The 25,935-nt window shown below is 46.3% G+C and carries 22 protein-coding genes and 3 tRNA genes; 12 read left to right on the top strand and 13 right to left on the bottom strand.

Going from position 1 to position 25,935, the window contains the following annotated elements; genetic code table 11:
* Positions 1–271 precede the first annotated feature (271 nt).
* On the bottom strand, positions 272–1,690 hold the full coding sequence (gene murD / locus ACR64J_RS11740; protein ID WP_435949814.1) for a UDP-N-acetylmuramoyl-L-alanine--D-glutamate ligase: 1,419 nt from the start codon (positions 1,688–1,690) through the stop codon (positions 272–274).
* 374 nt (positions 1,691–2,064) lie between these two features.
* Here murD and ACR64J_RS11745 point away from each other — a divergent pair, with 374 nt between their 5' ends.
* The 4 genes from ACR64J_RS11745 to ACR64J_RS11760 all read left to right on the top strand — a co-directional run bounded on the left by ACR64J_RS11745 (position 2,065) and on the right by ACR64J_RS11760 (position 6,606).
* Positions 2,065–3,564: a SulP family inorganic anion transporter gene (locus ACR64J_RS11745; protein WP_435949815.1), complete on the top strand. Its 1,500-nt coding sequence runs from the start codon at positions 2,065–2,067 to the stop codon at positions 3,562–3,564.
* Between the two features lie 78 nt (positions 3,565–3,642).
* Entirely contained in the window at positions 3,643–4,497 is an 855-nt protein-coding gene (locus ACR64J_RS11750; protein ID WP_317200027.1) for a universal stress protein, read from the top strand.
* A 429-nt stretch (positions 4,498–4,926) separates the two neighbouring features.
* Positions 4,927–5,265 carry a P-II family nitrogen regulator gene (locus ACR64J_RS11755; RefSeq protein ID WP_010197981.1) on the top strand — a complete coding sequence of 113 codons (339 nt, stop codon included), beginning with the start codon at positions 4,927–4,929 and terminating at the stop codon, positions 5,263–5,265.
* A gap of 78 nt (positions 5,266–5,343) precedes the next feature.
* Complete coding sequence (locus ACR64J_RS11760; protein WP_435949816.1) at positions 5,344–6,606, top strand: ammonium transporter; 1,263 nt, start codon at positions 5,344–5,346, stop codon at positions 6,604–6,606.
* Between the two features lie 87 nt (positions 6,607–6,693).
* Here ACR64J_RS11760 and ACR64J_RS11765 read toward each other — a convergent pair whose 3' ends face one another.
* The 3 genes from ACR64J_RS11765 to ACR64J_RS11775 all read right to left on the bottom strand — a co-directional run bounded on the left by ACR64J_RS11765 (position 6,694) and on the right by ACR64J_RS11775 (position 8,495).
* Positions 6,694–7,077, bottom strand: coding sequence for a DUF2147 domain-containing protein (locus ACR64J_RS11765; RefSeq protein WP_435949817.1), 384 nt, complete (start codon positions 7,075–7,077; stop codon positions 6,694–6,696).
* Between the two features lie 214 nt (positions 7,078–7,291).
* Positions 7,292–7,555 carry a hypothetical protein gene (locus ACR64J_RS11770; RefSeq protein WP_435949818.1) on the bottom strand — a complete coding sequence of 88 codons (264 nt, stop codon included), beginning with the start codon at positions 7,553–7,555 and terminating at the stop codon, positions 7,292–7,294.
* Between the two features lie 25 nt (positions 7,556–7,580).
* Positions 7,581–8,495, bottom strand: coding sequence for a DNA/RNA non-specific endonuclease (locus ACR64J_RS11775; RefSeq protein ID WP_435949819.1), 915 nt, complete (start codon positions 8,493–8,495; stop codon positions 7,581–7,583).
* Positions 8,496–8,699: 204 nt separating this feature from the next.
* Here ACR64J_RS11775 and ACR64J_RS11780 point away from each other — a divergent pair.
* A tRNA-Ser gene (locus ACR64J_RS11780) sits at positions 8,700–8,790 on the top strand.
* Between the two features lie 102 nt (positions 8,791–8,892).
* On the opposite strand, the gene ACR64J_RS11785 is transcribed toward ACR64J_RS11780, so the two are convergent.
* Positions 8,893–9,333: a PaaI family thioesterase gene (locus tag ACR64J_RS11785; RefSeq protein ID WP_435949820.1), complete on the bottom strand. Its 441-nt coding sequence runs from the start codon at positions 9,331–9,333 to the stop codon at positions 8,893–8,895.
* A 306-nt stretch (positions 9,334–9,639) separates the two neighbouring features.
* Between ACR64J_RS11785 and ACR64J_RS11790 the strand changes: the two genes are divergently transcribed.
* The 3 genes from ACR64J_RS11790 to ACR64J_RS11800 all read left to right on the top strand — a co-directional run bounded on the left by ACR64J_RS11790 (position 9,640) and on the right by ACR64J_RS11800 (position 12,068).
* The gene (locus ACR64J_RS11790) at positions 9,640–10,233 is read left to right on the top strand and encodes a BLUF domain-containing protein (RefSeq protein WP_435949821.1); all 594 of its coding nucleotides are present in this window, start codon (positions 9,640–9,642) and stop codon (positions 10,231–10,233) included.
* 221 nt (positions 10,234–10,454) lie between these two features.
* Positions 10,455–11,156 (top strand): hypothetical protein, encoded by a 702-nt coding sequence (locus ACR64J_RS11795; protein WP_435949822.1) that lies wholly within the window; start codon positions 10,455–10,457, stop codon positions 11,154–11,156.
* Positions 11,157–11,258: 102 nt separating this feature from the next.
* Positions 11,259–12,068 carry a YdcF family protein gene (locus ACR64J_RS11800; protein WP_435949823.1) on the top strand — a complete coding sequence of 270 codons (810 nt, stop codon included), beginning with the start codon at positions 11,259–11,261 and terminating at the stop codon, positions 12,066–12,068.
* A gap of 19 nt (positions 12,069–12,087) precedes the next feature.
* On the opposite strand, the gene ACR64J_RS11805 is transcribed toward ACR64J_RS11800, so the two are convergent.
* Positions 12,088–12,630 (bottom strand): DUF3124 domain-containing protein, encoded by a 543-nt coding sequence (locus ACR64J_RS11805; RefSeq protein WP_435949824.1) that lies wholly within the window; start codon positions 12,628–12,630, stop codon positions 12,088–12,090.
* Positions 12,631–12,805: 175 nt separating this feature from the next.
* On the opposite strand from ACR64J_RS11805, the gene cls reads away from it, so the two are divergent.
* On the top strand, positions 12,806–14,245 hold the full coding sequence (cls, locus tag ACR64J_RS11810; protein ID WP_435949825.1) for a cardiolipin synthase: 1,440 nt from the start codon (positions 12,806–12,808) through the stop codon (positions 14,243–14,245).
* Positions 14,246–14,412: 167 nt separating this feature from the next.
* On the opposite strand, the gene ACR64J_RS11815 is transcribed toward cls, so the two are convergent.
* The 7 genes from ACR64J_RS11815 to rsmH all read right to left on the bottom strand — a co-directional run bounded on the left by ACR64J_RS11815 (position 14,413) and on the right by rsmH (position 23,436).
* Positions 14,413–15,339, bottom strand: coding sequence for a putative RNA methyltransferase (locus ACR64J_RS11815; protein ID WP_435949826.1), 927 nt, complete (start codon positions 15,337–15,339; stop codon positions 14,413–14,415).
* 112 nt (positions 15,340–15,451) lie between these two features.
* A complete protein-coding gene (mraY, locus tag ACR64J_RS11820) occupies positions 15,452–16,570 on the bottom strand; it encodes a phospho-N-acetylmuramoyl-pentapeptide-transferase (RefSeq protein ID WP_317200015.1) in 1,119 nt (372 codons plus the stop codon).
* Positions 16,571–16,573: 3 nt separating this feature from the next.
* Entirely contained in the window at positions 16,574–18,019 is a 1,446-nt protein-coding gene (locus tag ACR64J_RS11825) for a UDP-N-acetylmuramoyl-tripeptide--D-alanyl-D-alanine ligase (protein ID WP_317200014.1), read from the bottom strand.
* A 78-nt stretch (positions 18,020–18,097) separates the two neighbouring features.
* Positions 18,098–19,744, bottom strand: coding sequence for a UDP-N-acetylmuramoyl-L-alanyl-D-glutamate--2,6-diaminopimelate ligase (locus ACR64J_RS11830; protein ID WP_435949827.1), 1,647 nt, complete (start codon positions 19,742–19,744; stop codon positions 18,098–18,100).
* A 48-nt stretch (positions 19,745–19,792) separates the two neighbouring features.
* Positions 19,793–21,850, bottom strand: a complete 2,058-nt coding sequence (locus ACR64J_RS11835) for a penicillin-binding protein 2 (protein WP_317200012.1) — start codon at positions 21,848–21,850, stop codon at positions 19,793–19,795.
* Positions 21,847–22,335, bottom strand: a complete 489-nt coding sequence (gene ftsL, locus ACR64J_RS11840) for a cell division protein FtsL (protein WP_435949828.1) — start codon at positions 22,333–22,335, stop codon at positions 21,847–21,849. The genes ACR64J_RS11835 and ftsL overlap by 4 nt, the downstream gene beginning before the upstream one ends.
* A 147-nt stretch (positions 22,336–22,482) precedes the next feature.
* Positions 22,483–23,436: a 16S rRNA (cytosine(1402)-N(4))-methyltransferase RsmH gene (gene rsmH, locus ACR64J_RS11845; RefSeq protein ID WP_435951075.1), complete on the bottom strand. Its 954-nt coding sequence runs from the start codon at positions 23,434–23,436 to the stop codon at positions 22,483–22,485.
* A 326-nt stretch (positions 23,437–23,762) separates the two neighbouring features.
* Between rsmH and gltX the strand changes: the two genes are divergently transcribed.
* The 3 genes from gltX (at position 23,763) to ACR64J_RS11860 (ending at position 25,828) form a co-directional block, all read left to right on the top strand.
* Complete coding sequence (gene gltX, locus ACR64J_RS11850) at positions 23,763–25,292, top strand: glutamate--tRNA ligase (RefSeq protein WP_435949829.1); 1,530 nt, start codon at positions 23,763–23,765, stop codon at positions 25,290–25,292.
* A 241-nt stretch (positions 25,293–25,533) separates the two neighbouring features.
* Positions 25,534–25,609, top strand: a tRNA-Ala gene (locus ACR64J_RS11855).
* A 143-nt stretch (positions 25,610–25,752) separates the two neighbouring features.
* Positions 25,753–25,828, top strand: a tRNA-Glu gene (locus ACR64J_RS11860).
* Positions 25,829–25,935 lie beyond the last annotated feature (107 nt).

A 25,935-nucleotide genomic window follows, 5' to 3' on the forward strand; every position in this document is an offset into this window, starting at 1 on the left:
GCGCGTAGCTGATGATTGACGGTTTGATCGAGGGAGAAAAGAGAGCGCCATAATATTGGGGTACACAAACAAACAAAAAACACGACGCAAAGACACGCCACCGTTTAACAATAAGATTAAAACATCGTTGAGACTAGGAACATAGCTCAATTAAAAACACAACTTAGCTATAAGCTTTTGATTATAACTGACCGCAGACATAATCTACAGGCAAAACAATTATTTATCGCATGAATCACTAAGACGTTAAACGATACGCAATTAGTCATACTCAAACAAGACCGTGATCTAGTGCATGAACCAGATGGACAAACTGCTCGCCGCGATCAGCATAACCGCTAAACTGATCAAAACTAGCACAGGCAGGCGACAATAATACCGCTTGGACTTGTGACAAACTACTCTGGGTAATCGGCTCTATACACTTAAAAGCCCCTGCTAAGGTTTGGCACTGATGCAAGGCAACTCCCTCATTTAAGCCTGCAGCGCGTAAATCTTTTTCGATAAGCGCCGCGTCCTCTCCGATAAAGAGTATTTGACTGACATACTTGTTAATTAAAGGACGTAATTCGCCGAACTGCTGACCCTTACCTTGACCGCCTAATATCAATAGCAGTTTGCCATCTTTTGTGGCATATACTGCACCCAAGCCTTCGATGGCTGCCATGGTTGAGCCGATATTAGTCCCCTTTGAATCGTTAAAGTAGTCGATATCAGCAACTTGAGCGATATACTCACAACGATGCGCTAAGCCGCCAAATTGCTGCAAGGTATTAAGCATACTCTCTAACGGTATACCTGCCAGCTCACCGAGTGCTAGAGCCGATTGTGCGTTGAGTAAATTATGGCGACCTTTGATGAGTAATTTATCAGCAGGTAACAGGCGCTCAGTGCCACGCGCCAAATGAATTTGACCATCAGGATCAGTAATCAGACCGTACTGGCCTTTGTCAGGAGCATGAATACCCGTGCTAATACGCGGCAAGTTATCTGCTACTAGCGGACGAGTGAGCGCATCTTCGCGGCTGATGACCACCGACTTTGCGCCTTGAAAAATGCGGTGCTTGGCCTGATGATAACCCAGCATATCGCCGTGACGGTCAAGATGATCAGGTGACATATTGAGTACCGTAGCGACTTGCGCGCTTAGGTTGGTGACCGTCTCTAGTTGAAAGCTTGAGAGCTCAAGGACAGCGAGTGCCATATCTGTATTGCTAAGCAAACTAAGTGCTGGTACACCAATATTACCGCCAACGCCGACATTGATGCCAGCATCACTTGCCATTTGTCCAACCAAAGTGGTCACAGTGCTCTTGGCATTAGAGCCGGTAATCGCCACAATCGGTACGCTACACGCCTCACAAAACAGCTGAATATCACTAACCACAGGGATATTGGCACGGCGCGCGGCAGCAACAGCCTCTATGTCCAAAGCAATACCTGGACTAATAATAATACGTGCCGCTTGTAGCAATAGCTCGCCATCGATCGCACCAAACTGACGTATCTCAATTGTCTTAGGCAACTGATCGGCAAGCGCAGGCGTAGCTTGAGCATCGGTCACCGCCACTTGATAGCCTTGCTCTGCTAGGTAGCGCGCGGCGGATAATCCTGACTGTCCCAAACCGACGACGACTTGCAAGCCGCTGCCCTTATGAAGTAAGTTTTTGGTGGCGGCAACAGCGCTCATAGAGAATCCTCAATAATTTAACAAGAGTAATTTAACAAAAGTAATTTCACAAAGGTAGTTTAACAACGATAATTTGACCACTTAGAAGACAACGCCTTGTCTATAACGACGCTTGGTGAGATAACGCAGTCGTTCATATTTCGGTACAGCTACGTCATCACTTTATGCTATTATGCGCATATTTTTTGTATTGACGTCCCTATGTACTATTTGGGGCGAAAGCTTAGGCGCTTATCTTAGCACATCACAACTTTTTTCAGACACTATCTAATCATCTTTTGACGCTGATTTTGAGCGCTATTGTTTTGATCCCTAAACTGCCTCACTCTGACTCGATGAGTGCTTTTTTACCTCCAAATGTATGTAGTTGACCTATGACCTCTTTTTATACCAATGTACATGATGAATGGTTCTCTAACGTTCGCGGCGACATCCTATCAGGTGTAGTGGTGGCGTTGGCATTGATTCCTGAAGCTATCGCTTTTTCTATCATCGCAGGCGTTGACCCCAAAGTAGGGTTGTATGCCTCGTTTTGTATTGCGGTGGTCATCAGTTTTGTCGGTGGTCGACCAGGAATGATTTCGGCAGCAACAGGAGCAATGGCGCTACTTATGGTCGATCTGGTTGCTGATCATGGCCTGCAATATTTACTGGCAGCGACGTTATTATGCGGCGCGATTCAGATCGTGATGGGTATCTTAAAGCTGGGTAATCTGATGCGTTTTGTCTCGCGCTCTGTGGTCATCGGCTTTGTCAATGCTTTGGCGATTTTGATTTTTGCCGCGCAAATACCAGAGCTAAACCCTGCAACCGAACGCGTCGGCTTGACGGTATATATGATGACCGCAGCTGGCCTTGCTATCATTTACTTATTTCCTCTGATTCCAAAGATTGGTCGCATTATTCCCTCGCCGCTTATCTGTATCGTAGGTCTAACCGCAGTGGCAATGTACATGGGTCTTGATATTCGTAACGTTGGTGATATGGGCGATCTACCCGATACACTGCCAATGTTTTTGCTGCCTGACATTCCACTTAACCTAAATACTTTACTTATTATTGCTCCTTACTCTGTCGCTTTAGCTATCGTCGGTCTGCTTGAGTCTATGATGACAGCGACTATTGTCGATGAGCTAACAGATACCCCAAGTGATAAAAACCGCGAGTGCCGTGGACAAGGTATTGCGAACGTCGTAGCAGGCTCGTTTGGCGGTATGGCAGGCTGTGCGATGATTGGGCAGTCAGTGATCAATGTAAAGTCAGGAGGACGTACGCGTCTATCGGCGTTGATTGCAGGTGTTGTGCTGCTGATTATGGTGGTGTTTTTGAGTGATTGGGTCAGTCTGATTCCGATGGCCGCACTTGTAGCGGTTATGATTATGGTCTCTATCGGTACCTTTAACTGGCAGTCTATCCGCGAGTTCAAAACTCATCCAATATCTTTTAATATTGTGATGTTAGCGACAGTTTTGACGACTGTATTTACTCATAACTTAGCTTATGGGGTCGGTGTTGGCGTACTGTTATCTGCACTTGCCTTTGCTAACAAGATCGGTCAATTCTTAACCATATATAGTGAGTACGATGACTCTAGTAACACTCGCTACTATTATGTTCAAGGACAGGTATTCTTTGCTTCAACCACGCAGTTTATCGATAGCTTTGATAGCAAAGAGGCGCTCGATAATATCGAGATTGATGTCAGCCAAGCGCATTTTTGGGATGTTAGCGCGGTCGATACTTTAGATAAGCTAGTGATGCGCTTGCAACGCGAGGGTATAGATGTCAAAGTAGTTGGATTAAACAATGCCAGTCGCACCCTAATTGATCGCTTCTCGGTGCATGATAGACGCGATATTGGCTTGCTCGATTAGAACCTAAAACGTACTTAGAGCCTATCCAAAACATATCTGAAGCCTAACCGTATTTTATTAAAATGATGTGGTTGTCTTATGAGTAATTTGAAACCTGACAGTGTCATCGCTTGCCTAGATTGTCCTGATCATGTGCAAGCGGTATTGGACGCCAGTATGTGGGCGTCCTCGCGTATGCAAGCGCCTATTGGTCTATTGCATGCCGCGCCAACCTTGCAACAAAAAGCGGCAGTGAATTACTCAGGCTGCTTAACTATTGACAATGAAAGCGCTATGCTCGATCAGTTCACAAGCCACGAGCACTTAAGTAATTGCGAGCTCAAAGCACAAGGCAAGCTTCTTTTGCATCAAGCTACTGCTTATTGTGAGCAGCAGCATCATAAGCGTAAAACTTATACTCTGCATCGGCACGAGAACCTCAATCAAAGTATTGACTATGTCGATGAAAAGTCACAATTGATCGTCATCGGTCACCATGTGACGTGTAAATCAACGCTTAGTCAACTGATTCGACTCAGTCACTGCCCCATCTTGGTGACTCATGCACCATTTTTGCCCCCTACCACCGCGCTTTTTGCTTTTGATAATCGCGCCACCTCTCATAAATTACTAGATTGGCTATGCAAAACGCCACTTGTGCGCGCATTGACTATCCATATCGTTATGGTCGGCAAAGAAAACACTACCAACTGTGATGCGCTGCGTGAAGCTTACGCGCGTCTAAAACAAGCAGGTATCAGCTGCAAAAAAGCCCTACTAGATAGCCGAGATGTCAGCGCCGCCTTGAACTACTATCAAAGCGAGCATGATATTGGTTTGCTTATGAGCGGAGCCTTTGGTCAATCGCGCCTGCGCGAATTGCTACGCGGTAGCGATACCGAAAAGCTACTTATTAGCACCAAAACCCCGTACCTCCTCTATCCTAAAGCTTAGCTCTAATCTCTAAAGCCTATCGCTGTCATAGCGATATCGTGGCTGTGGTTATTGGCTAAGCGTATTCTCTTATCTAGCAATCTCTACCCTCGTATGTATAAGGTTAGGGTCTGTGATGTTTTAGCAAATCGTCACTCGATAGCCTCCCCATGCGTTCAAAAAGTTGGTTATAATAAACGACTCGTTTTTTTTACGTCGGCATCTGATTCATTATGCTTGTATTTATCACGCTTGTTATAGTATCGCAGGTGCTATCTATACAAGCATTATATCTTGTCATAACAGGGTTATTCATAAGACTAAGCCACAATCCTACCTCCTCCTTGAGTAGGCTTGGCACGGTTCTTGAATGTCTACTTACAGATTATAGATATGGCGTAACGCTATAACACTATCAGCTGACGGCATTACTCATATAAGGAATTTTTTATGAAGCTAATCACTGCGATTTTAAAACCATTCAAGCTAGACGATGTGCGTGAAGCACTCTCTGACATCGGTGTCAAAGGTGTCACCGTAACTGAGGTCAAAGGCTTTGGTCGTCAAAAAGGCCATACCGAGCTCTATCGCGGCGCAGAATATGTGGTGGACTTTTTACCTAAGGTTAAAGTAGAAGTAGCGGTCATCGACGAGATGGTTGAGCCTGCTATCGAAGCCATTACTCGTATCGCAAGCACAGGCAAAATTGGTGATGGCAAGATATTTGTCACAGCCCTTGAGCAGGTGATACGTATTCGCACAGGTGAGACTGGTCCTGACGCTATTTAGAGCGCATGACTACCCTACAAACATAAAGTTGTAGAGGATATAAAGATCTATATTGCATAAATTCAAGGGGGAATTAACATGCAAAGCCAAATTTTTGAGCTTCAGTACGCAATTGACACGTTTTATTTTTTGATGTGTGGAGCGCTCGTCATGTGGATGGCAGCAGGCTTCACGATGTTGGAAGCAGGCCTAGTACGATCAAAGAATACCGTCGAGATATTAACTAAGAACATTTCACTTTTTGCGGTTGCTTGCATTATGTACATGGTATGCGGTTACGCCATCATGTATGGTGATGAGCTATTTTTAAGCGGTATCGCAGGCGGTGAGCGCTTAGTTACAGATGCCCTAGCTGCTTCCACCGAGAACGGCTTTGGTGGGGATTCAGTCTACTCCAAAGCCTCTGACTTTTTCTTTCAAGTTGTCTTTGTCGCTACCTGTATGTCTATCGTATCAGGCGCAGTCGCTGAGCGCATGAAGCTCTGGGCGTTCTTGTTGTTTGCGGTGGTTATGACCGGCTTCATTTATCCAATGGAGGGTAGCTGGACTTGGGGCGGACAAGACGTCTTTGGATTATACAGTTTGAGCGAAATTGGATTTTCTGATTTTGCAGGTTCTGGTATCGTGCACATGGCAGGGGCAGCAGCAGCATTGGCAGGGGTATTACTACTAGGTGCGCGTAAAGGCAAATATGGTAGCCGTGGTGAGATACGAGCTATTCCTGGTGCTAATCTGCCATTAGCAGCGCTTGGTACTTTGATCCTCTGGATGGGCTGGTTTGGCTTTAATGGCGGCTCAGTGCTCAAGCTAGGCGATATTGCTAGCGCCAATACAGTTGCTATGGTGTTTTTAAATACCAATGCTGCTGCTGCCGGCGGTGCTATTGGCTCTTTACTATTAGCACGTTTGATATTTGGTAAGGCAGATTTGACCATGCTCTTAAATGGTGCATTGGCAGGTCTGGTGGCTATTACTGCCGAACCCTCTACGCCATCAGCGCTACAAGCGACACTCTTTGGTTTTATCGCCGGTCTCATAGTCGTCATCTCGATACTGGCATTAGATAGAATAAAGATTGATGATCCTGTCGGAGCTATATCAGTGCACGGTGTAGTCGGTCTGTTTGGACTGCTTATCGTACCGATTACCAACTCTGCAGCGACTTTTATCGGTCAGCTGGTCGGTGCGCTAACGATATTTGCTTGGGTCTACATCGTAAGCCTCATCGTTTGGGTGATTATCAAGGCGACTATAGGTCTACGCATCTCAGAAGAGGAAGAATATGAAGGTGCTGATATCGCCGAATGCGGTATGGAGGCCTATCCTGAATTTGTTATTTAATCAAAAATGTTTATAGTACAGCCAATAAAAATCCCGCAAAACCTTTCAGTAATGCGGGATTTTTGAACCTAACAATAAACTATAAGTTTATTTCTTTTTCCACGTTTGGCTACGTGAGAACGGTCCAATATAGCCTTTAAGATCTAAAGTGTTACCACTTAGATTGGCTGTCATACGATAGTCTTTACCTTTTTCAGGATCAGTAATCGTACCACCGCTATATTTGCCGCCGCCATCGGCTTTTAGGCCTTTAATGATGGTTTTGCCAACGTGCTTTTGGCCTTTATCTGATACTGTGCTGACAAGCTTACCTGTCAACACACCGTTAGATTCAGTAATTTTGACGACGCCTTTTGGTTTGCCTTCGTCATAAGTCTGCCAAGAAGTGTTGTGCAATGGATCAGCGGCAAATGCCATAGTTGCCATACTGAGACCAGCTGCTGCTATTGCAGTTTTGGTAAATAATTTCATATATCGACTCCCTTCATACGATGATGTTTCAAAACGCTATGGTTTTGTGCTTATCCTTGCTATAAATCTTTAGATTTGAACTTTGTTCTCAAATCACTTATCAAAGATTCGGCACCATAGTGATGACTTGGCTTATTATAAGCATTTTTAAAACTTTGGATAGTAATTTTTTTATAGATAATTATTGCTGTAAAATCAGAACTATATCAAATAGTTACAAAAAAGGATTGTCTATATCTCTATCTGATTGGTCACTTATTTGTTTTGACTCTTCCTCTTTATTACTGTAGATATTATCGTCCTCAAACGCTTGTAGAATCTGAGTGGTGAGCTCATGTAGTCTCAGCGCTTGCTCATGTCCAATTTTGGTAAGTCTTAGATCTATGTCACCGTAAATGATAACTTTATCTTTTTGATTCTCAATAACTAGCTCACCAATTTGCATGCTTTGGTGATTATTGGCAAAGGGTTCAATCATAATATCTCCTGATGATAACTATCGGTTAGGCCTGCAATTGCGCGACTAGCCAATCAATAATCGCCCAGACAAATAGCATCCATATAGGCTCATCGCTCGGCAATTCTGACTCATCTATACTCTCCCCAGCCTTGAGCGGTAATGCCATAGCCTCTGCTTTGACTTGATAATCGAGCATAGGTAGCACATCGATACCTGTCTGTTGCGCCAGCTCATCGACACTAATGATATCGATACGCTCTGACTCATCGTTTGGCGCATAATAAACACCTGCTTGATTGATCGCGGGAATATAAACGGCCTTAAAAAAGTGGCTCGGTACAAGGACTTGTCCATTTAGCTGTTTGGCTTTTTTGTCTGTAAAAGCGACACCTGTAAGCGTATACACTTCGCCATATTGCTGAGTGAGGTAACGCGTCGCGGACTCAATATTGCGCCAGATATAGCGATTGTTACGCGGCGACTGTGGAGCGATATTGGCAAGGCTAAAGCTATCGTACTGCTGAGAGCGCGTTGCCATGTCCGCGTTAGGCGCTAGATGCCCGCGATCATAGCCTGAGCCTGAATAGTCATCTAAAGAGGCGCGAGCGGATTTAGGCAAGCGGCTCTCTTCGTGAAAGCTGTCCTCACGATCGATCTCTTTGGCTTGATTAAGACGCGCGCGCGTCAGATACTCAGCTGACCACAGCGGCGTACGCGAGACGCCTGAGTACATGACCCCAAAACCATCCATACAAAGTGGCTGAGTCTTTTGGCTTAGCTTATCATTGATAAACTCAGGATAAATACCACCGTAAAAGGACTCGCTACACTTAGATAGCTCATCGGCATATGCGGGCGTGACTGAGGCGACAATCACTACTAGCCAACCGCTTATCGCGCGCGCAATATGCCTTTTTTGGCACTCTTTAGAACTAGGATAATATTCTGTGGCGCTCATCGTTTACCTATCATTTTTGCTAGCAACTCTTTGTACGCTATCCTAGCAGGCGCTCGCTGATAAAGAAAGTTTAGCTGCCAAAACCTAGTAGTAAAAGTAATAAGAGACTGATTTACCAGTGACATCTGGGTGCGCGTGAGCTATAATAAGCCGTCTGAAATAGACGAGCGCTTTATTTTAAACAAATTTTAGCGTATCAAAAAAGGTGACGTGGGTGAGTGGCTGAAACCGCACGCCTGGAAAGTGTGTATACGTTCATAGCGTATCGAGAGTTCGAATCTCTCCGTCACCGCCATTTATTTTTAGCTTATACTATTAGCCTATACTATTAGCTTAGTTATTGCCTCTAGCTTTGCATTCACACCCCTCCAAAACCTTTTTGATTATAAACCGACTGCTAAGTCGTTGCTTTGCTGAGTCCGTGCGTGACAGATGCAGGCGGCACAGAATAAGTACCGACAACATGAGCGACCATATCATCAGAGCCTTCTGAGTACAGAGACACCTCACCAATGATCAGCGTGCGCCCTACTTTCATTAAGGTGCAATCTGCGATAATACGTGCGTCACTGGACGGTTTGCGCAAAAAATTAATGCTAAGGCTGGTTGTTACAGTGAGCGGTACGATGCCAATTCTACCTAGTATCGCTACATAGATAGCGACGTCAGCAATACTCATCATAACAGGCCCAGAGACCGTGCCACCAGGGCGTAGCTCGTTCACCCCTATTTCACGCGATAGTATCGCGCCCTTCTCATTAACTTGTTCAACCTGATACCCAACTTGCGGAAACTCTTGCGCCATAAAGGCGACGATCTCATCTTTGGTGGCAGACATACATGCTCCTTATGCGTGACTACTGCTGTTGTAAGCTCAACTTATCATTTAAACGGTTATGATACGGGGTTTTACTCACTGGTGTGTGTTCTTTTAAAAACTATCTACTTAACTTTGATACTACTTAACTTTGATAAAGTGCCTTTTAATATGGACGTTTAAAGGTATTTTTCATAAGGTAAACTTGGATAAATATATAGAAAAACGGTAAGATAATCGTTAGCACGCTAACAAGAAGCAAAAGATAATATTAGGAATATCACTATCAAAACCCATATAGTCACTCACCACATGTTAGAGAAATCTATGAGAGAAACTCCTGCAGACTCTCTCATAAGGTTGATATATGTCAGCGGCATAAATACGACTGAAAGCTCTGTATTTGAACATATACAGAATCATTCAAAATCCTTTAATAAAGATAATCATATTATGGGGTTTTTGTGCAATAACAATCAAAACTTTTTGCAGTGTCTAGAAGGCACAAAGAGCACGATCTTTGCGCTTATGCAAAGAATCTTTAAAGATAACAACCATAAAGACGTCGATGTCGTTTTTACCCAAAGAGTAAGCCGTTATAGCTTTACCGATTGGCGCATGCACAGTCTTAATCTAAGTACTAGCAATTGGGATAAATTTTCAGCTCGTACTCAGCTCACTGATATCTCCCCGTTTGAACCACAGCACTGGCCTTCTTGGTTCGTTGAGCATTTTATTGAAACTGTAAAAACCATTGATTACTCCAGTATTAATCAGGACTATATTACCTTTGATACGCTAGGGTATTCTGATTTTAGAAAAAAACTAGCTAGTAATCATGTTTTGTTCTATATATTTTTGAGCGTATTAATTTGCTTTTCTGTAGCGATTTTACTGTTTAAGTATGATGTGATTTCTTAATAAAGAATTATTTCTATAAGATAAAACTCTGCTTTTGCAAAGTCTTGTATGACTTTAGACTATTATACTTCTATCCTTTCCTACAATATTCTCTACCCTTATATAAGTCAATTACTCCCTTACTCTATCGTACTGCTCTTGTCATAAGACAGATGTTATTGATGAAAAATTCGACTATAGTAGATAGCGATCATTCTCATGTGATAATAAAGGAGTATTTTATGAAGACACTAAAAATGGGCTTGGGACTGAGCCTGATAACGATGCTAAGCGCTTGCGTCACAATAACCAATAATGAGGTAGCACTGGGCGGCGAGCCTATCATCACGCAGTACCCTGTTGAGACGGCTCTACTCAATATCTATACCCAGCCGCGCACTGAGACGCTCACTGAGGTCAATAGTACCCAAAATAGAACTATTGACACCAAAGTGACTCCTAAAGGCATCATGGAATTTGAGGGCAAGCGTGTACAAGGCGCTGAGTACGCCACTGTCACTAAAGTAGGCGGTAACGTAGTCAGTCGTTCGACCAGTATCAATTACTTTACCCTAAACCCTGCGCGTTTTTATGGTTATACCGACAGCTCAGGCGCGTATTCGGTAGCGACCCAAACCGCTGACCTACCTAAAGTCGCTCGCGTTGGCGATAAAGGCACATTGATTACCGAAAACGTCTATAGCGATAGCAGCAAACGCAATCAAATCAGCCGCTACCAGCAGTCATGGTCGCTTACGCAGGCCAGCCCAACGACCGCTTGGTTCTGTATTAGTACCTCACAAAATCTGTTGTCTCCAGTATCAGATAGCAGTACTGTAGAATGCTATAACATCGATGCTAAGGGCGATATCTTAAGTAGCAAGGCTACGGCCTCTATCCCTACAGCCAATGGTATCGAAACTGTTACTTATACCAGTCGTTAAGTCTTATCTTCTACATAGAACTCATCTATCATGTGGGTTCTTACGTAGATAATCGGCACTTATTCTTTTAATACCATCACTTCCTTGCTAAATCATAACTCTATGCCCAAGCTCTTAGTTCCTACTCGTGTCTTAGTCACTGCTCGTATTGTATTAACCGTCATGGGTATCGTTATCATTGTCGATTGCGTAGCGCTTATGATGGTGGGCAAAGTTAACTTTGGTACTGTAGTGCCGTTTGCTATTGGCATCATCTTTGTCGCTCATGGTCTGTACTGGCGGCACATTCGCGAATTTATTGGACGTAGACGTCTGTATAAGCGAGTTTGGGGCGCATTATGGGGCGCATTTGCAGTATGGCTGGTCAGCTTTGGGGTGTTTATCGGTTCTTTACAGCAGCAGATTGAGCGCAGTCGTCAGCCATTGCCAGATATCGCCGCCGTCATCGTATTAGGATCAGGAACAGTCGATGGTGAGCCCACGCCGACCCTCGCCAAACGTTTAGACGCGGCTGCCCCTGTTATTAAAGCGCAGCCTGATGCTATCGCTATCACTAGCGGCGGTGTTGGTTTTGGGCGCAGTCGTAGTGAAGCCGATATTATGGCGACCTATCTTAGTGAAGCGCACGGCATTGCATTTAAGCGCATCATACAAGAAGGTCTGAGCACTAGCACTGAGGAGAACTTAAGTCTAAGCAAGCCGCTATTAGCTGCCAAAGGCGTCTGCCTCTCGCAGCCTATCGCCATCGTGACCAGCGACTTTCATACTATTCGCGCGGCTAGCATTGCCCGCCATCAAGGTTATAGGCAGCCGATAACGGTAGCGAGTACGACGCCGTTATCGATTCGATATAATGCATGGTTTCGTGAGTATTTTGCCTTTGTCAGCAGTTGGCTGTTGGGTGAGTATTGATGATATTGCTTGGTGATCTTTATTCGTGAGCAACTGGCGTTCCTTGCGTCGTAAATGCAAAACCTTTATTGCTAAAATTACCGATCATCACCGCTTCTATAACGGGTCTGACCGTCTGATTCATGCCTTCGACTTCGATAATAAAATTGGCACCTGAGCCGCCTTTATCCTCTTCTTTTTCGACGATATAGTTGAGCGTACCCATCGCTGGTAGCTCAATCGGCTTATCTAAATAGGACTTTACAAAAGCACCATCGGTATCGTAATAGTCGATTTTATTGATGAAAAGTGAGTTTTTGAGTGTCGTATTGCGGATACTTAAGGTAGCCGAAAGTAACACTTTGCGATTGTCTCTATCGGTATAGATGTCAGAATAGATTGGCACATAAAAGGTTTGCTTATAACCAAACTGGCTACGATCGACGTCCGTTGTGATCTCAAGCTCTTCTATTGGGTCTTGCTGATGCTCAGATAAGGTAACGTTGGGGTCTTGTTGAGGCGTGCATCCTGTCAACAGCACCAGAGTGAACATGTAAGCCTTTAGTCTATTATTCTTATTCATGTCCTCCTCCTACTGTGCTTTTGTGTTCTATGGTTTGAGTATCTCATAAGAATGAGTCGATTATCCATTGCTTTTTATTTTGTCACTGATAGGTACAACATAATGTCTCAATACACTCAAAATAGGAGTAGGTATACTAAGACAAATACGATTTTTAGTGACCATGGATGCCTATATGTTGTTAGATGTGCTCTTGACGCTACATTTTATACTGCTAGTGCTTATCTCGCTACGGGTGCTTGCTCGTCATGATCTAACAGCGCCTGCGCGCTTAGCTTGGCTAGTTGTCCTATTTATACTGCCATATATCGGCGTCGTGATTTACTGGTTGTTTGGTGAGATTCATCTGGGGCGCAAATTTACCCAAGACTACGAGCACATCAAAAATGAGCTGTACCGTAATAACCCTGAAGTACTCGGCTCTGAGGAGACGATGCGCGCCGCTATCGACCCTGAATACCAAGCGCCGTTTGCCTACTCTGCCAATGCCACAGGCTTTTGTACCACAGTCGGTAATCGTGCTGAGCTGATGAGCGACGCTGCTGAGACTAGCCGGCGCATGATTGCAGACTTTGATGCGGCAACCGATCATATCCATGTGCTGTACTATATTTGGCTTATCGATGGTATGGGTATCGATACCGCGCAGGCGCTGATGCGAGCAGCACGGCGCGGCGTGACTTGTCGGGCGATGGTCGATGGTATGGGTTCGCGCAAGATGGTGCGCTCCAAAATTTGGCGCGAGATGAAGGAAGCTGGCGTGGAGGTCAGCGTAGCGTTGCCGATCAGCAATATTATCAAGGTGCTACTCTTTAGCCGTATTGACCTGCGTAATCACCGCAAGATTACTGTCATCGATGGCAAAATCGGCTATAGCGGTAGCCGTAACTGCGCCGACCCTGAGTTTCGGGTCAAGCCTAAATACGCGCCGTGGGTCGATATCATGCTACGACTTGAGGGGCCTATCGTCGCGCAGAATCAGATGCTATTTGCTAGCGACTGGCTGATGAAGAACCCTGATACTGCGCTTGAGAGCTTTGCTTATTACACTGAGCCAAAGGATGATGCCTGTGCCGCGCAAGTCTTCTCGGACGGGCCGACGCAGCGACGCGGCACCACGCCGCAGTTTTTGACGACGCTTATTGGTCAAGCCAAACATAGCTTAATTATATCGACGCCCTATTTTGTTCCCGATTACTCTTTGGTCAGTAGTCTGTGCGCCGCAGCCTATCGCGGCGTTGATGTCACGATGATATTTCCTAAATACAATGACTCTTTTATCGTTGCCGCCACGTCGCGCAGCTACTATTGGGAATTACTAGAAGCTGGCGTCAAAATCTATGAGTACAAACCAGGCCTATTGCATGCCAAGACTTTGACCGTCGATGGCGAGATAAGCTTGATCGGCTCGACCAATCTGGACTTGCGTAGTTTTGATCTAAATTATGAGAACAACGTCATCTTCAGCGACAAAACTTTGAGCGCTGAGATCATCGAGCGCCAGCATGAATATCTGGCAGACTCTGAAGAGGTTACCCGTGAACAGGTCGAGAACTGGTCTTTGCTATATAGAATTTGGAACAACATCGTCGCGACTATGGGGCCTGTCCTATAGTTAACACTAGATAAAATGGATACGTTATTCAAAAACGCGGGACTAGTATAAATTTTTCTGGCTTGCTGTGCCTACGCAGACAGAGGCTGCAAAAAATTCATTTCAGCCCCGCTGTCTCTTTTTTATATTGGACTGACTATATAACGACTTATTTGCTAGCAGAATTATCATGACTCTAAACCAGCAACACGTTTTTGCAAGACATACACCACAAATCTAGCCGTGGTCGCAAATGGCTGATCTTGGCTTATATCCAGCAGCGCTTGACGCTTATGGACGCGAGCGCGGTAGGCATAGGGCGTCATAGTCAATAAATCATCGAGCGCAGATGTCGATAAGTGCAAATCGGTACTGATCTGATGCGTTTTTAGTAAGGTGAAATAAGGCGCAACCTCTAGCAAAAACTTATCTGAATCATGAGCGCGCACCTCATCGAATAAAGCTTCGCGTATCGAGGCTAAATGCTCTATATCAGGCTTAGCAATGATAAGGTAGCCGTCTTTTTGCAATACCTTGGCAAAAGCGGCTGGCAATATCGGACTAAAAATACTACTAATACCAGTTAAACTTTGCTCGCTTAAAGGTAAATGTGCAGCGCTGGTAACGATAGGGTAGATAGTCGCTACACGCGCGTTTTTATCTTGCTGATACCAGAGTTGACCTGCTACTTTACTCGCTTTTGCTAAGCGGATGACAGCAGGCTTACTAATATCAGCAGCTATCAAAGTATCCACCCCTGTCTGCGCTATCGCCTGCGTATAGTAACCCTCGCCGCAGCCAATATCTAACCAGCGACTCTTGCCTGCTTGGCTATTTGTCTTTTGATTTAATGCGCTTATCTGCTCACAAATAAGCGTCTGTAGCGGCTCATAATAGCCTGCTTGCAAAAAACGCTTACGGGCATCAATAGAGTGCTGAGAGTCCCCTGGCATCTTGGACTTTTTTTGTTGTACGGGCAATAGATTGACGTAGCCTTGACGCGCAACATCAAACGGGTGCGAGACTTGCTTTTGGTGCAAGCTGCCATCACAGCGCCAAGTATCTGCGGCAGATGTTAGCGGTGACTGACAGATAGGACAAATAAATAAAGACACAGGGTTCTCAAAATCGGCGCAATATGGCGCTTATCTTAACAAAATTTGTGATTGATAGCCGATAAAAAAGCCACCTTAGTCGTCTCTAAGATGGCCTTTTTGCTATTGAAGTCTAACGTAATTTTAGTGTCATAAGACCCAGTATCACCAGCAAAATAGCGATAATCCAAAATCTGACCACCACTTGCGTCTCTTTCCAACCAATCTCTTCAAAATGATGATGAAGCGGCGCCATACGAAAGATACGTTTTTTGCGTAGCTTATACGAGCCTACTTGTAAGATAACAGACACCGCTTCGGCGACGAATAGACCGCCCATAATAGCAAAGGCAATCTCTTGACGGGTCATAACCGCGATAGTGCCGAGCATAGCGCCTAAGGATAATGCGCCAACATCGCCCATAAACACCTGCGCAGGATGAGCGTTGAACCACAAAAAGCCAAGACCTGCGCCCACCATTGCCCCGCAAACGACAATCACTTCTGAATTGTAGGGAATATAAGGCACATGTAGATACTCTGAGAATCGAATATCTCCTGACACATAGGCCATAGCGCCTAAACCTGCGGCAACTAAGACGACAGGCAAGATCGCTAAACCATCTAGGCCATCGGTCAAGTTCACCGCGTTTGAGGCACCATTGATCACAAAATAGGTAAAGATAATAAAAGCAATACCAAAGGGCACAACTGAAAAAGGCACAACCCAGTCTTTAAATACAGGCAGTAGTAAATCTACCATACTGCGCGTCGTCGCTATATCTGGCTGCAAAGTAGCAATATAGTATAGTGAGGCGCCAACGAATATCGCGCCAACAGACAGCCAAAAGTATTTTTTGCGAGCGATAAGTCCTGTTGGGTTTTTGTGCTTAATCTTGAGCCAATCATCCGCCCAGCCTACCGCGCCAAAAATAATCATGACGATGAGCAAAATCCAAATATAGGGGTTACCAAGACGCGCCCACAGTAGGGTCGACACCCCAATAGTGCTAAGTATCAGCACCCCGCCCATCGTCGGCGTACCTGTCTTGATGATATGTGACTGCGGCCCATCATCACGAACCGCCTGACCATATTTAAGGGTACGCAGATGGCGAATAACAGGGCCACCCAGTGCTAAGCTAAGCCCAAGCGCAGTTACCACCGCTAGTAGCGCGCGCAAAGTCAAAGAGGATACCGCAGAAAACGGTGAGTAATATTGGCTAAGCCATTCAAACAACCAAACTAACACCGCCTACTCCTCGACTAGCGCATTGATAAGGGTTTCCATCGCCATAAAGCGCGACCCTTTGAATAAAACGGTACACGGCTGTGCTTGCTGCGCTTGTAAAAACGATTGCAAATACTTAAGCAGACTGTCTTTGTCATCAAAAGCATGGGCATTGATATCACTCACTTCTTTGGCACCAGCGACAGTATAGCGGGCGTATTCACCAACGCAGAGCAGCACATCGATACCTGTCGCGGCAATCGTGCGTCCAAGGCTTTGATGCTCACTTACCGCCGCATCGCCAAGCTCACCGATATCGCCTAGCACCATGATTTGCGTCCCTGTTTGCGCGGCGAGCACCTTAGCGCCTGCACGTACTGAATGCGGATTGGCATTATAAGTGTCATCGATCAAGCGGTGGTTGCCGAGCATTTGACTATCAAGGCGACCTTTAGCAGGGCGCGAATTTTCGAGGCCTGTCACGATGTCTTCAATAGGAATGTTTAAAGCATAAGCGCATGCGGCGGCAGCTAGGGCATTTTTGACATTGTGCTCGCCTGCTAATGGCAAATTGATATCCTGCACCTGCGTACCGATATGCAATTTAAACTCACTGCGCTCAGGCTCGACGTCTAGGTGACTGGCGCTGACATCAGTATTACCAAAACCGATGACATTGGAGGTATGCGTCTCAGCGATACGGCGCAGTTGGTTGGTAAAATCGTCTTTGTCTGGAACAATGGCAAACTGAGTATCATTTAAAGTGTGATAAATCTCAGCTTTGGTCTGACAGATACCCTCGCGGCTACCAAACTCGCCTAAATGCGCAGTGCCGATATTTAAGATACAAGCCACATCAGGACGGACAATCTCGGTGGTATAAGCGATCTCGCCAATGTGATTCGCGCCTAGCTCCATGATGGCATAACGATGATGATCGGACAGCTCAAGGAGCATCATGGGTACGCCCAAATCATTATTTAAGTTGCCACGCGTGATCAGCGTTGGCGCTAAGCGCCCAAAAATGCTACCAAGCATCTCTTTACAAGTGGTCTTGCCGCTAGAGCCTGTAATAGCAATTACCGTTAAATCAGTATGCTGCTGACGACGATGAGCGGCCAGATGCCCAAGTGTCAGGCGCGTATCAGTGACGACTAATTGCGGGATACTGGTTGAGATCGGACGTGAGACGATAGCAGCGACAGCGCCTTGAGTGGCCGCTAGATTGATATAATCATGACCATCAAAGTTGTCACCGCTGAGCGCCAAAAAGATATCACCCGTCTTTATTGTGCGCGTATCGGTAGCGATACGATTACTTGTCAGTTGAGGGCTTTGGGTTTGATCTGCTTGATCAGAGTCTGGTAGCTGCCAATGACCATCGAGTGCATTGGTAGCAGCGAGCAGATTGTCCGCTTGCCAGACGTAGAGTCCTTGCGACTGAAGGGTATTATCGTTGTCAGCTGTCATAGGGGTTACCTTGTAGGGCTTTCATTATCTTACTAATGGTTGTCGTAATAGTAGTTATCGTATCTAAAGGTTATAAAATCAGAGACGTTGCGCTTTTTTGAGGGCTTGCGCTAAAACAACACTGTCATCAAAGTCATGGCGCACATGATTAATCTCTTGGTACGTTTCGTGACCTTTGCCTGCGATAACCACAATGTCATCAGCCTTGGCGTGGGTCACTGCATAGTCAATAGCACGCTGGCGTGCAGGCTCTATGTGCGTGCGCTTGTATTGCTCATCTGTCATACCTGATTGCATATCTTGCAATATGACACTCGGGTCTTCGGTGCGCGGATTGTCAGCGGTCAATATCACTTTATCAGCACCTGATAGTCCTGCTTGCGCCATCAGTGGTCGCTTGCCCGCATCTCGGTCACCGCCGCAGCCAAACACTGCCCATAGCTGCCCGTCGCAATGCGTTCTTAGGCTAGCGAGCACTTGGCTGAGCGCATCAGGAGTATGCGCATAATCCACGATAAAGCAGCCATCAGTCGACGGTACGCGCTGCATACGTCCGATAGCGCCTTGCAACTTAGGTACGACGCTAGCTACACGCTCGATATCCACACCTAAAGCGACAGCGGCAGCAATAGCGGCAAGCAAATTGGCCACATTAAAAAGCCCTAGTAATGGGCTGATAATAGTAATATCCCCAAACTCGCTATGCAAGGCAATTTGTACACCCTCAAGGCTAGGCTCAATGCGAGTTGCCATAAAAGTTGCTGACTTTTCAGGCTGCAAGCTATACGTCCATACAATAAGATCACTCGCTTGCGCTGTATCTATCATAATTTGCGCATGCTCATCATCGCTGTTGATAATGGCATGAGTCAGCGCTGGAAAGTGTGCTTTGTCAAACAATCTTGCTTTTGCCTGTGCATACTCGCTCATATCAGCATGATAATCTAGATGATCGCGAGAGAGATTGGTATAGATAGCAACGCTCACAGGTATGCCTTGCAAACGCTGCTGATCAAGTCCATGCGAGCTGGCCTCAAGTGCCAATATCTGCGCTTGCTCTTGACCCATTTTATATAAAAATTGCTGCACCGCCAGCGCGTCGCCTGTGGTATGACTCGCTTGTACCAGTGCGCCCAAGCGTCCATTGCCTGCCGTACCCATCACCGCACTACTCATACCGACCAATTGCGTGAGCTGCGCGACCAGTTGACTAATCGTCGTTTTGCCATTGGTGCCTGTCACCGCGACTACTGTAGGCAAAGCGGTAGGCTGCTGATATTGCATACGGCTCTGAACCAAATCACCCAAAAAATCCCGAATATCAGGCACATAAAGAACAGGACAAGGCAGATCTGATAAAGCCAAGTCAGTATCTTGGTGGTTACCGAGTTGGATATGACGGTGCGGCGGAACATGAGCAGTAGCAAACAAAGCTTGCGGGTCAATCTCAGATAAGATGAAGGCTGCATTTTGCGCGGCTTGTTCGATGTAGTGACGGCTTTTTTGGCAGTTCGGTATTTGGCTTTTTAGCAGGACAAAGACATCCTGCGCACCCACTTGCCGGCTGTCTAATTGAAACTGGTGGAATGCGATATCAGCGACTGATTGGTCTTGTACTAGCATATCTAGCAGGTGTTGACGTAACCTACCTTGATCCTTATCACCGCTTTGAGAACCGTCCATCAACTGCTGCAAAGTAACAAGGTTATAATTTGACTCAGTCATGGACAACTCCTAAAGAAAATGAGAGACAACACAGGGTTTTATTTTTGTTTAGGGTTCTGTGGTCTGCAAAGGTTTATCAAGAGGCACATTATACAAGCGTAGTGCCTCTTTCATCACATTGTGAAAAACAGGCGCTACCGTCAAACCGGCGTAAATCTGACCGCGCGGGTCTTCGATTAGCATAACACCGACCAGTCTCGGATTAGAGGCAGGCGCCATACCAGCGAATACGTTACGGTATTGATCCGTATAGTAGCCACCATCAGGATTGATCCGGCGCGAGGTTCCTGTCTTGCCAGCGACGCGGTAGCCATCAATCGCTGCCGCTTTTGCCGTACCACCAGCCTCAGTCACGGACTCAAGCATTTTTACAATAGCCATCGCTTGCTCGTGTTCCATAATGCGCTTACTTGGCGTTGCTTCGTTATCTTTGATCAAGGTAAGCGGATGCATAACCCCGCCTGCCGCTAGCGCTGCATAAGCCTGTGCCACTTGCGCGAGCGTCACTTGTAGACCATAGCCATAACTGACCGTGGCTCGTCTTGCCGTTTCTTTTTCTTTTGGCGTAACGACAAGGCCACTACCCTCACCTGGGAACTGCAGGGGCGTTTTGGTCCCAAAGCCGAACTGTCTTTGCATATTGGTAATGGCATCAGGCGGCAAGGATAAAGCAATCTTGGTTGAGGCGACGTTGCTCGATTTTTGAAGTAGCGTTGCCATATTGATCATACCCAAATTGTTATGATCGCGAATGGTATAGCCGCGCACCCGAATGGAGCCAGGATTGGTATCGATTAGAGAATTAGCGGTGTACTTGCCTGAATCTAAAGCGGCAGCAACGGTAAACGGCTTCATCACCGAGCCTGGCTCAAAGACATCAAGCACCGCACGGTTACGCTGGTTTTCACCCGTCATCTCGTTGAGATCATTGGAGTTAAATGAGGGCCATGTTGAGAGCGCAAGCACCTCGCCTGTCTGGACATCAACGACCATACCCGTCGACCAACGCGCGCGCTGCAAGCGTCCTGCCTTTTCTAGCTCTTTATATAATAAATACTGCAAGCGCGAATCTATCGTCAATGCCACATCTTTACCTGCAATCTCAGGTTCAAGCTGCTTGATCTCTTTTAAACTGTTTTGTTTGGCGTCTTTTAGCACTAAGACTTTGCCATCATCACCAGCGAGCATCGTCTCATACTGGCGCTCGATACCCGCACGTCCCTCATAGCCGCCCTCAGGATCAGCGGAGTTTTGACCCATAAAGCCAAGTAGCTGCGAGTTGGGCTGGGGCTGCGGATAATAGCGCTGAAAGAAGTTCTTTTCGTATACCGCAGTAAAGTCAAGTGAGCTCACACTTTGTGCAATCTCAGGGGTGACTTTGTTCAGTAGCGGTAGATAGTGTGAGCCTGCACCAGAGGGTAGCGCCGCTTTCACCGCATCAGGATCAGTGACGTCAATACTGTCATCAATAGCCGTCACTTTTTGTAATTCAGTAACAGGAATATTGGCAGCAGCAGCCAAAATAGTTAGATCCATGTCTTTTAGGCGCTGCTCCATCCGTGCACGCAGTTGCGGGCTGTTTGGATTGGTCAGAATAATGCGCTTGATCTCGTAGTATTCGCGCGCATAATCATGCGGGCTAAAAGAGACTGTCGCAAGTGGCGCACTAACGGCGAGCGGTAAGTCATTACGATCAGTAATCATACCGCGATAAGACTTTTGCGTGCGAGTGCTGGTGATCAGCTCATCGCCTTTGGCTTGATAGAACTGTGCGTTGATGACTTGCACATAGTAGGCGCGTGCGATTAAAAGTATTAAGATAACAAAGGCAATGCCCCAAATCATGCGAAACCGGTCTTTGTCATCCTCAAAGCCGCCGCGAGTGGACGCGCCTGAGGCTTTATTAAAAGCAAGTTTTTTACGGTTTTTGACGCTGGTGTAAGCGCCCTCGCTCTCATTCTTCTTTAGGCGACCAAATAATTTTGCTTTGCGAGTATTAACACTACCTGATTTGGCGGTACTAGCACGGCGAAGGGGTTTGATAACCTTACCGCTAGCAGGTTTTTTATTCTTATTAGCTTTGGAGTCAGGTTTTTTAGTACTCATAGCGCCGCCTCCGATACGTCTGTGCTCGCCTGTGGTGCGTTCTCTAGTAGCGTATCGCTCAAGGACTCTTGCTCAGCTAAGGGTTTCTGCGGATTTGGCGCGGCACTCGATAATACAGCGGCAACACCTGGCTGAATGATGAGCTTGTCTTTGAGCGTAGGCGAGTACATACCTAGCTCTGCAACCGCGCGGCTGGCAATTTGCGGGGTAGCGCTAAAAGTTTGCTGCTCAATCAATAAACGCTGGTGCTCAATTTGCAATTTGCGCTCTTGTTTTTTCATGTCTTGCAAGGTTTTGTAGTCCTGATGATATTGCTGCACGTTTTGGGCAGTTTTGATACCACTCCAGATGATAGCGCCCGCTAATAAGAGCAGTATCACCACATAAATACTAACCACATTAAAACGTTTGGCAAACAGTTCACCGACATCTGTATGAGCTGTAGAAGTATGCTGCTGCTTGGTCGGTTTGCCAGAAGGTGCCATGACGCTCTCAAAATAAAAATAAAAAAGAATACTGCTAAAAGTGAAGCAGCTTAACAGAGAATATTTACAGGTTCTTAACAGGCGCGTAGCTATTCATGCCTTGGCATCGTTAAATCAAGCTTTTGTGCAGTTAGTTTGCAGTGGCTGTTAGTTCGTACTAACTATCACGTCACTACGAGTCGCGGCGCGTAGCCACGCACTACGCGCGCGCGGATTATCAGCGATCTCAGTCTTGCTAGGTCCAATGCGTCTGGGCTTACTAAAGTACCGCGGGCGTTTAGGCGGCATGGGTAGGTTTTCATCCTCTGGATACTGACCCTTACTATGACGCTGCAAAAACTGCTTGATACGGCGATCTTCTAACGAGTGAAAGCTAATCACCGCAAGCTGCCCGCCTGTTTTTAACATCTCAATACTTTGCGCCAAAAAGCTATCGACATCGCCAAGCTCATTGTTGATAAAGATACGCATCGCCTGAAAGCTTTGGGTCGCTGGATGCTTGCCGCGCTGCCAGTTTGGGTGCGCCACTTTTATCACTTCAGCCAACTCAAGTGTCGACTCATAACTGTCCATTTGTTTGATGGCGCGGGCAATACGGCGGCTATGACGCTCTTCACCGAACTCATAGAGTACGTTAGCAAGAGTCTCATCATCGACCTGCTCAAGCCACTGTCCAACAGACTGCCCGCGAGTTGTGTCCATGCGCATATCGACCACGCCATCACGCATAAAACTAAAGCCGCGCGTGCCATCATCGATCTGCGGCGAGGATATCCCCAGATCTGCCATAAGTCCGTCTACTTTAGCGATACCCAAAGCATTTAAGCTGCCCGTCAAAGTAGCAAAGCTATCATGAATAACCTGTACGCGGCTGTCTGTCGCCGCCAATTCGTGAGCGACTGCAATCGCGGTCGGGTCTTTATCAAAGACGGTAAGCTTGGCATCATCAGCTAAGTGCGAGAGCAGCAAGCGGCTATGACCACCGCGTCCAAAGGTTGCGTCGACATAGATACCGCCCGCTTGCAAACGAGCTGCTTTTGGCAAGGACTTGACGCCTAGCACCGCGGCAACCGTTTCGTTTAATAATACGGCGTCATGCACAAATACTGGTTCATGGTGTTTTGGCGTCTGCGTGGCACTTGATACAGAATCGAGATCGGCGTTGGGCTTAGAATCTAATAAAGACACAAATCACTCAGTAAATGACGACCTAGGCGGCCAGTAATAGTATAAAAACAAACAAGTTATCAGACAACTTGCGTTATTATCGCAAGGATACACGGTGAGTCAAGCGCTAGAAGGGCTTTTCGTTAAAAATATCGAAACGCTCTGTTATACTAGCGCTATATTTTACGCTATTTCTACTCTTTAATTGCCTATTTTTTAGCTGGCAACTTTTTAACCAGCAACAACATCCCGAGACCCTTATGACCCAGACTAGTAGATCCATCAAGCGCCCTGTTCGTACCCGTATCGCTCCCTCGCCTACTGGCTTCCCGCATGTCGGCACCGCTTATATCGCCCTGTTTAATCTGGCTTTTGCCAAGGCAAACGGTGGTGAGTTTATTTTGCGTATTGAGGACACCGATCAAGCGCGCTCAACCAAAGCTTCCGAGCAGATGATTTTGGACGCGCTGCGTTGGGTGGGTTTAGATTGGGCAGAGGGTCCTGATGTTGGCGGGCCCCATGCGCCTTATCGTCAAAGCGAGCGCGCGGATATCTATAAAGATCATGCCCAAAAACTGCTAGATGCAGATCATGCCTTTCGCTGTTTTTGTACCCCTGAGGAATTAGACGCTATGCGCGCGGAGCAAATGGCGCGCGGTGAGACGCCGCGCTATGACGGTCGCTATGCTGATTTGCCGCGTCCTGAATCCGATAAAATGGTCGCTGATGGCAAACCTTTTGTCATTCGTATGCGTGTACCTAAAGATGGTGTGTGCAAGGTTGAGGATATGCTACGTGGTACGGTTGAGATTCCGTGGGAACAAGTCGATATGCAAGTGCTGCTCAAAACTGACGGCCTGCCAACCTATCATCTCGCCAATGTCGTCGATGACCACTTGATGGAGATCACGCACGTCATGCGCGGTGAGGAATGGCTCAATTCCGCGCCCAAGCATCAATTATTATACGAGTACTTCGGCTGGGAGATGCCCGTTTTGTGCCATATGCCGCTACTGCGCAACCCTGACAAATCCAAGCTGTCAAAACGCAAAAATCCAACTTCCATCACCTACTATCGTGACGCTGGCGTAATAGCCGAGGCGTTGCTCAATTATCTAGGGCGTATGGGCTACTCTATGCCCAACGACGAAGAAAAATTCACTCTTGATGAGATGATAGCCAGTTTCGATATCCAGCGCGTGTCTTTGGGCGGGCCTATCTTTGATATCGAAAAGCTGTATTGGCTCAATAGTGAGTGGCTACGCGCACTGACACCTGAAGAATTAAAGAATAAAATCCTCGACTGGGCCAATAATAGCGATAAGCTGACGGCAATGGCAGCCGCGATACAACCTCGTATTGAGCTACTCTCTGACGCAGTTAATTGGGGCGGTTTTTACTTTCAAAACTTACCTGAAATCACTAGCGAGGATTTTGTGCACAAAACGCTTACCCCTGAGCAAATCATGGAAATCTTGCAGCTGACATTATGGCAATTAGAAGCACTGCCAGAATGGTCGGAAGACAACATTTATGCCATTGTTAAAGGCATGGCAGCCGCGCTAGATATCAAGATGCGCGACTTTATCGCCCCGTTCTTTATCGCTATTGCAGGCAGCTCCTCATCCACGCCAGTGATGAACTCCATGTGGATTATCGGTGCGGACATGACGATGACCCGCTTGCGTCACGCCATCGATGTGCTTGGTGGTTTGGGTAAGAAAAAGCTAAAGAAGTTAGAGAAAACAGCAGCAGATTTGCCTGATTTGTTGGCTGATGAGAACCGTTAAAAAGCTGCCTGTCACTTTTAGGCTTGCAAAGGAAGTCCTTTAAATAGGATTTCCTATAATCAATTAACATTGTGAAAGTAGCGTATGTTGAACTGCGAATTATAGTTATTGTTAAAAGTAATAATCGGTGCGCGAGGCGCACCCTACTAATAACGCTCATGCCAGACTATTTATCACGATTCCCCAAATTACCTATTGACAACCTCCTAGCTATTCCCTAAAATACGCTCACTCTTAACGAGGGGCTATAGCTCAGTTGGTAGAGCACTTGCATGGCATGCAAGGGGTCAACGGTTCGACTCCGTTTAGCTCCACCATATTTTTATCGTTGGATTTTTTATCTTAGATGAAACAGTTAAGAGGCAGTATCAGCACCTAGGCAAGACTTTTTATGTTATCTGTAATAAGTTCTCTGATATTGTGAAGTACCGTTATATTCATTGAATATGACACTCTATGCGTCCCCATCGTCTAGAGGCCTAGGACACCGCCCTTTCACGGCGGTAACGGGGGTTCGAATCCCCCTGGGGACGCCACTATTTGGTGTCAATTATTAGCTCTTCTGCTTTGCATGAGATAAGACTAGTAAGCACAACAAAAAGCCCAGTCACAATTTTGTGACTGGGCTTTTTGTTGTCTGCAC

It is taken from the genome of Psychrobacter sp. DM8, from assembly GCF_051307025.1.
GTDB lineage: Bacteria > Pseudomonadota > Gammaproteobacteria > Pseudomonadales > Moraxellaceae > Psychrobacter.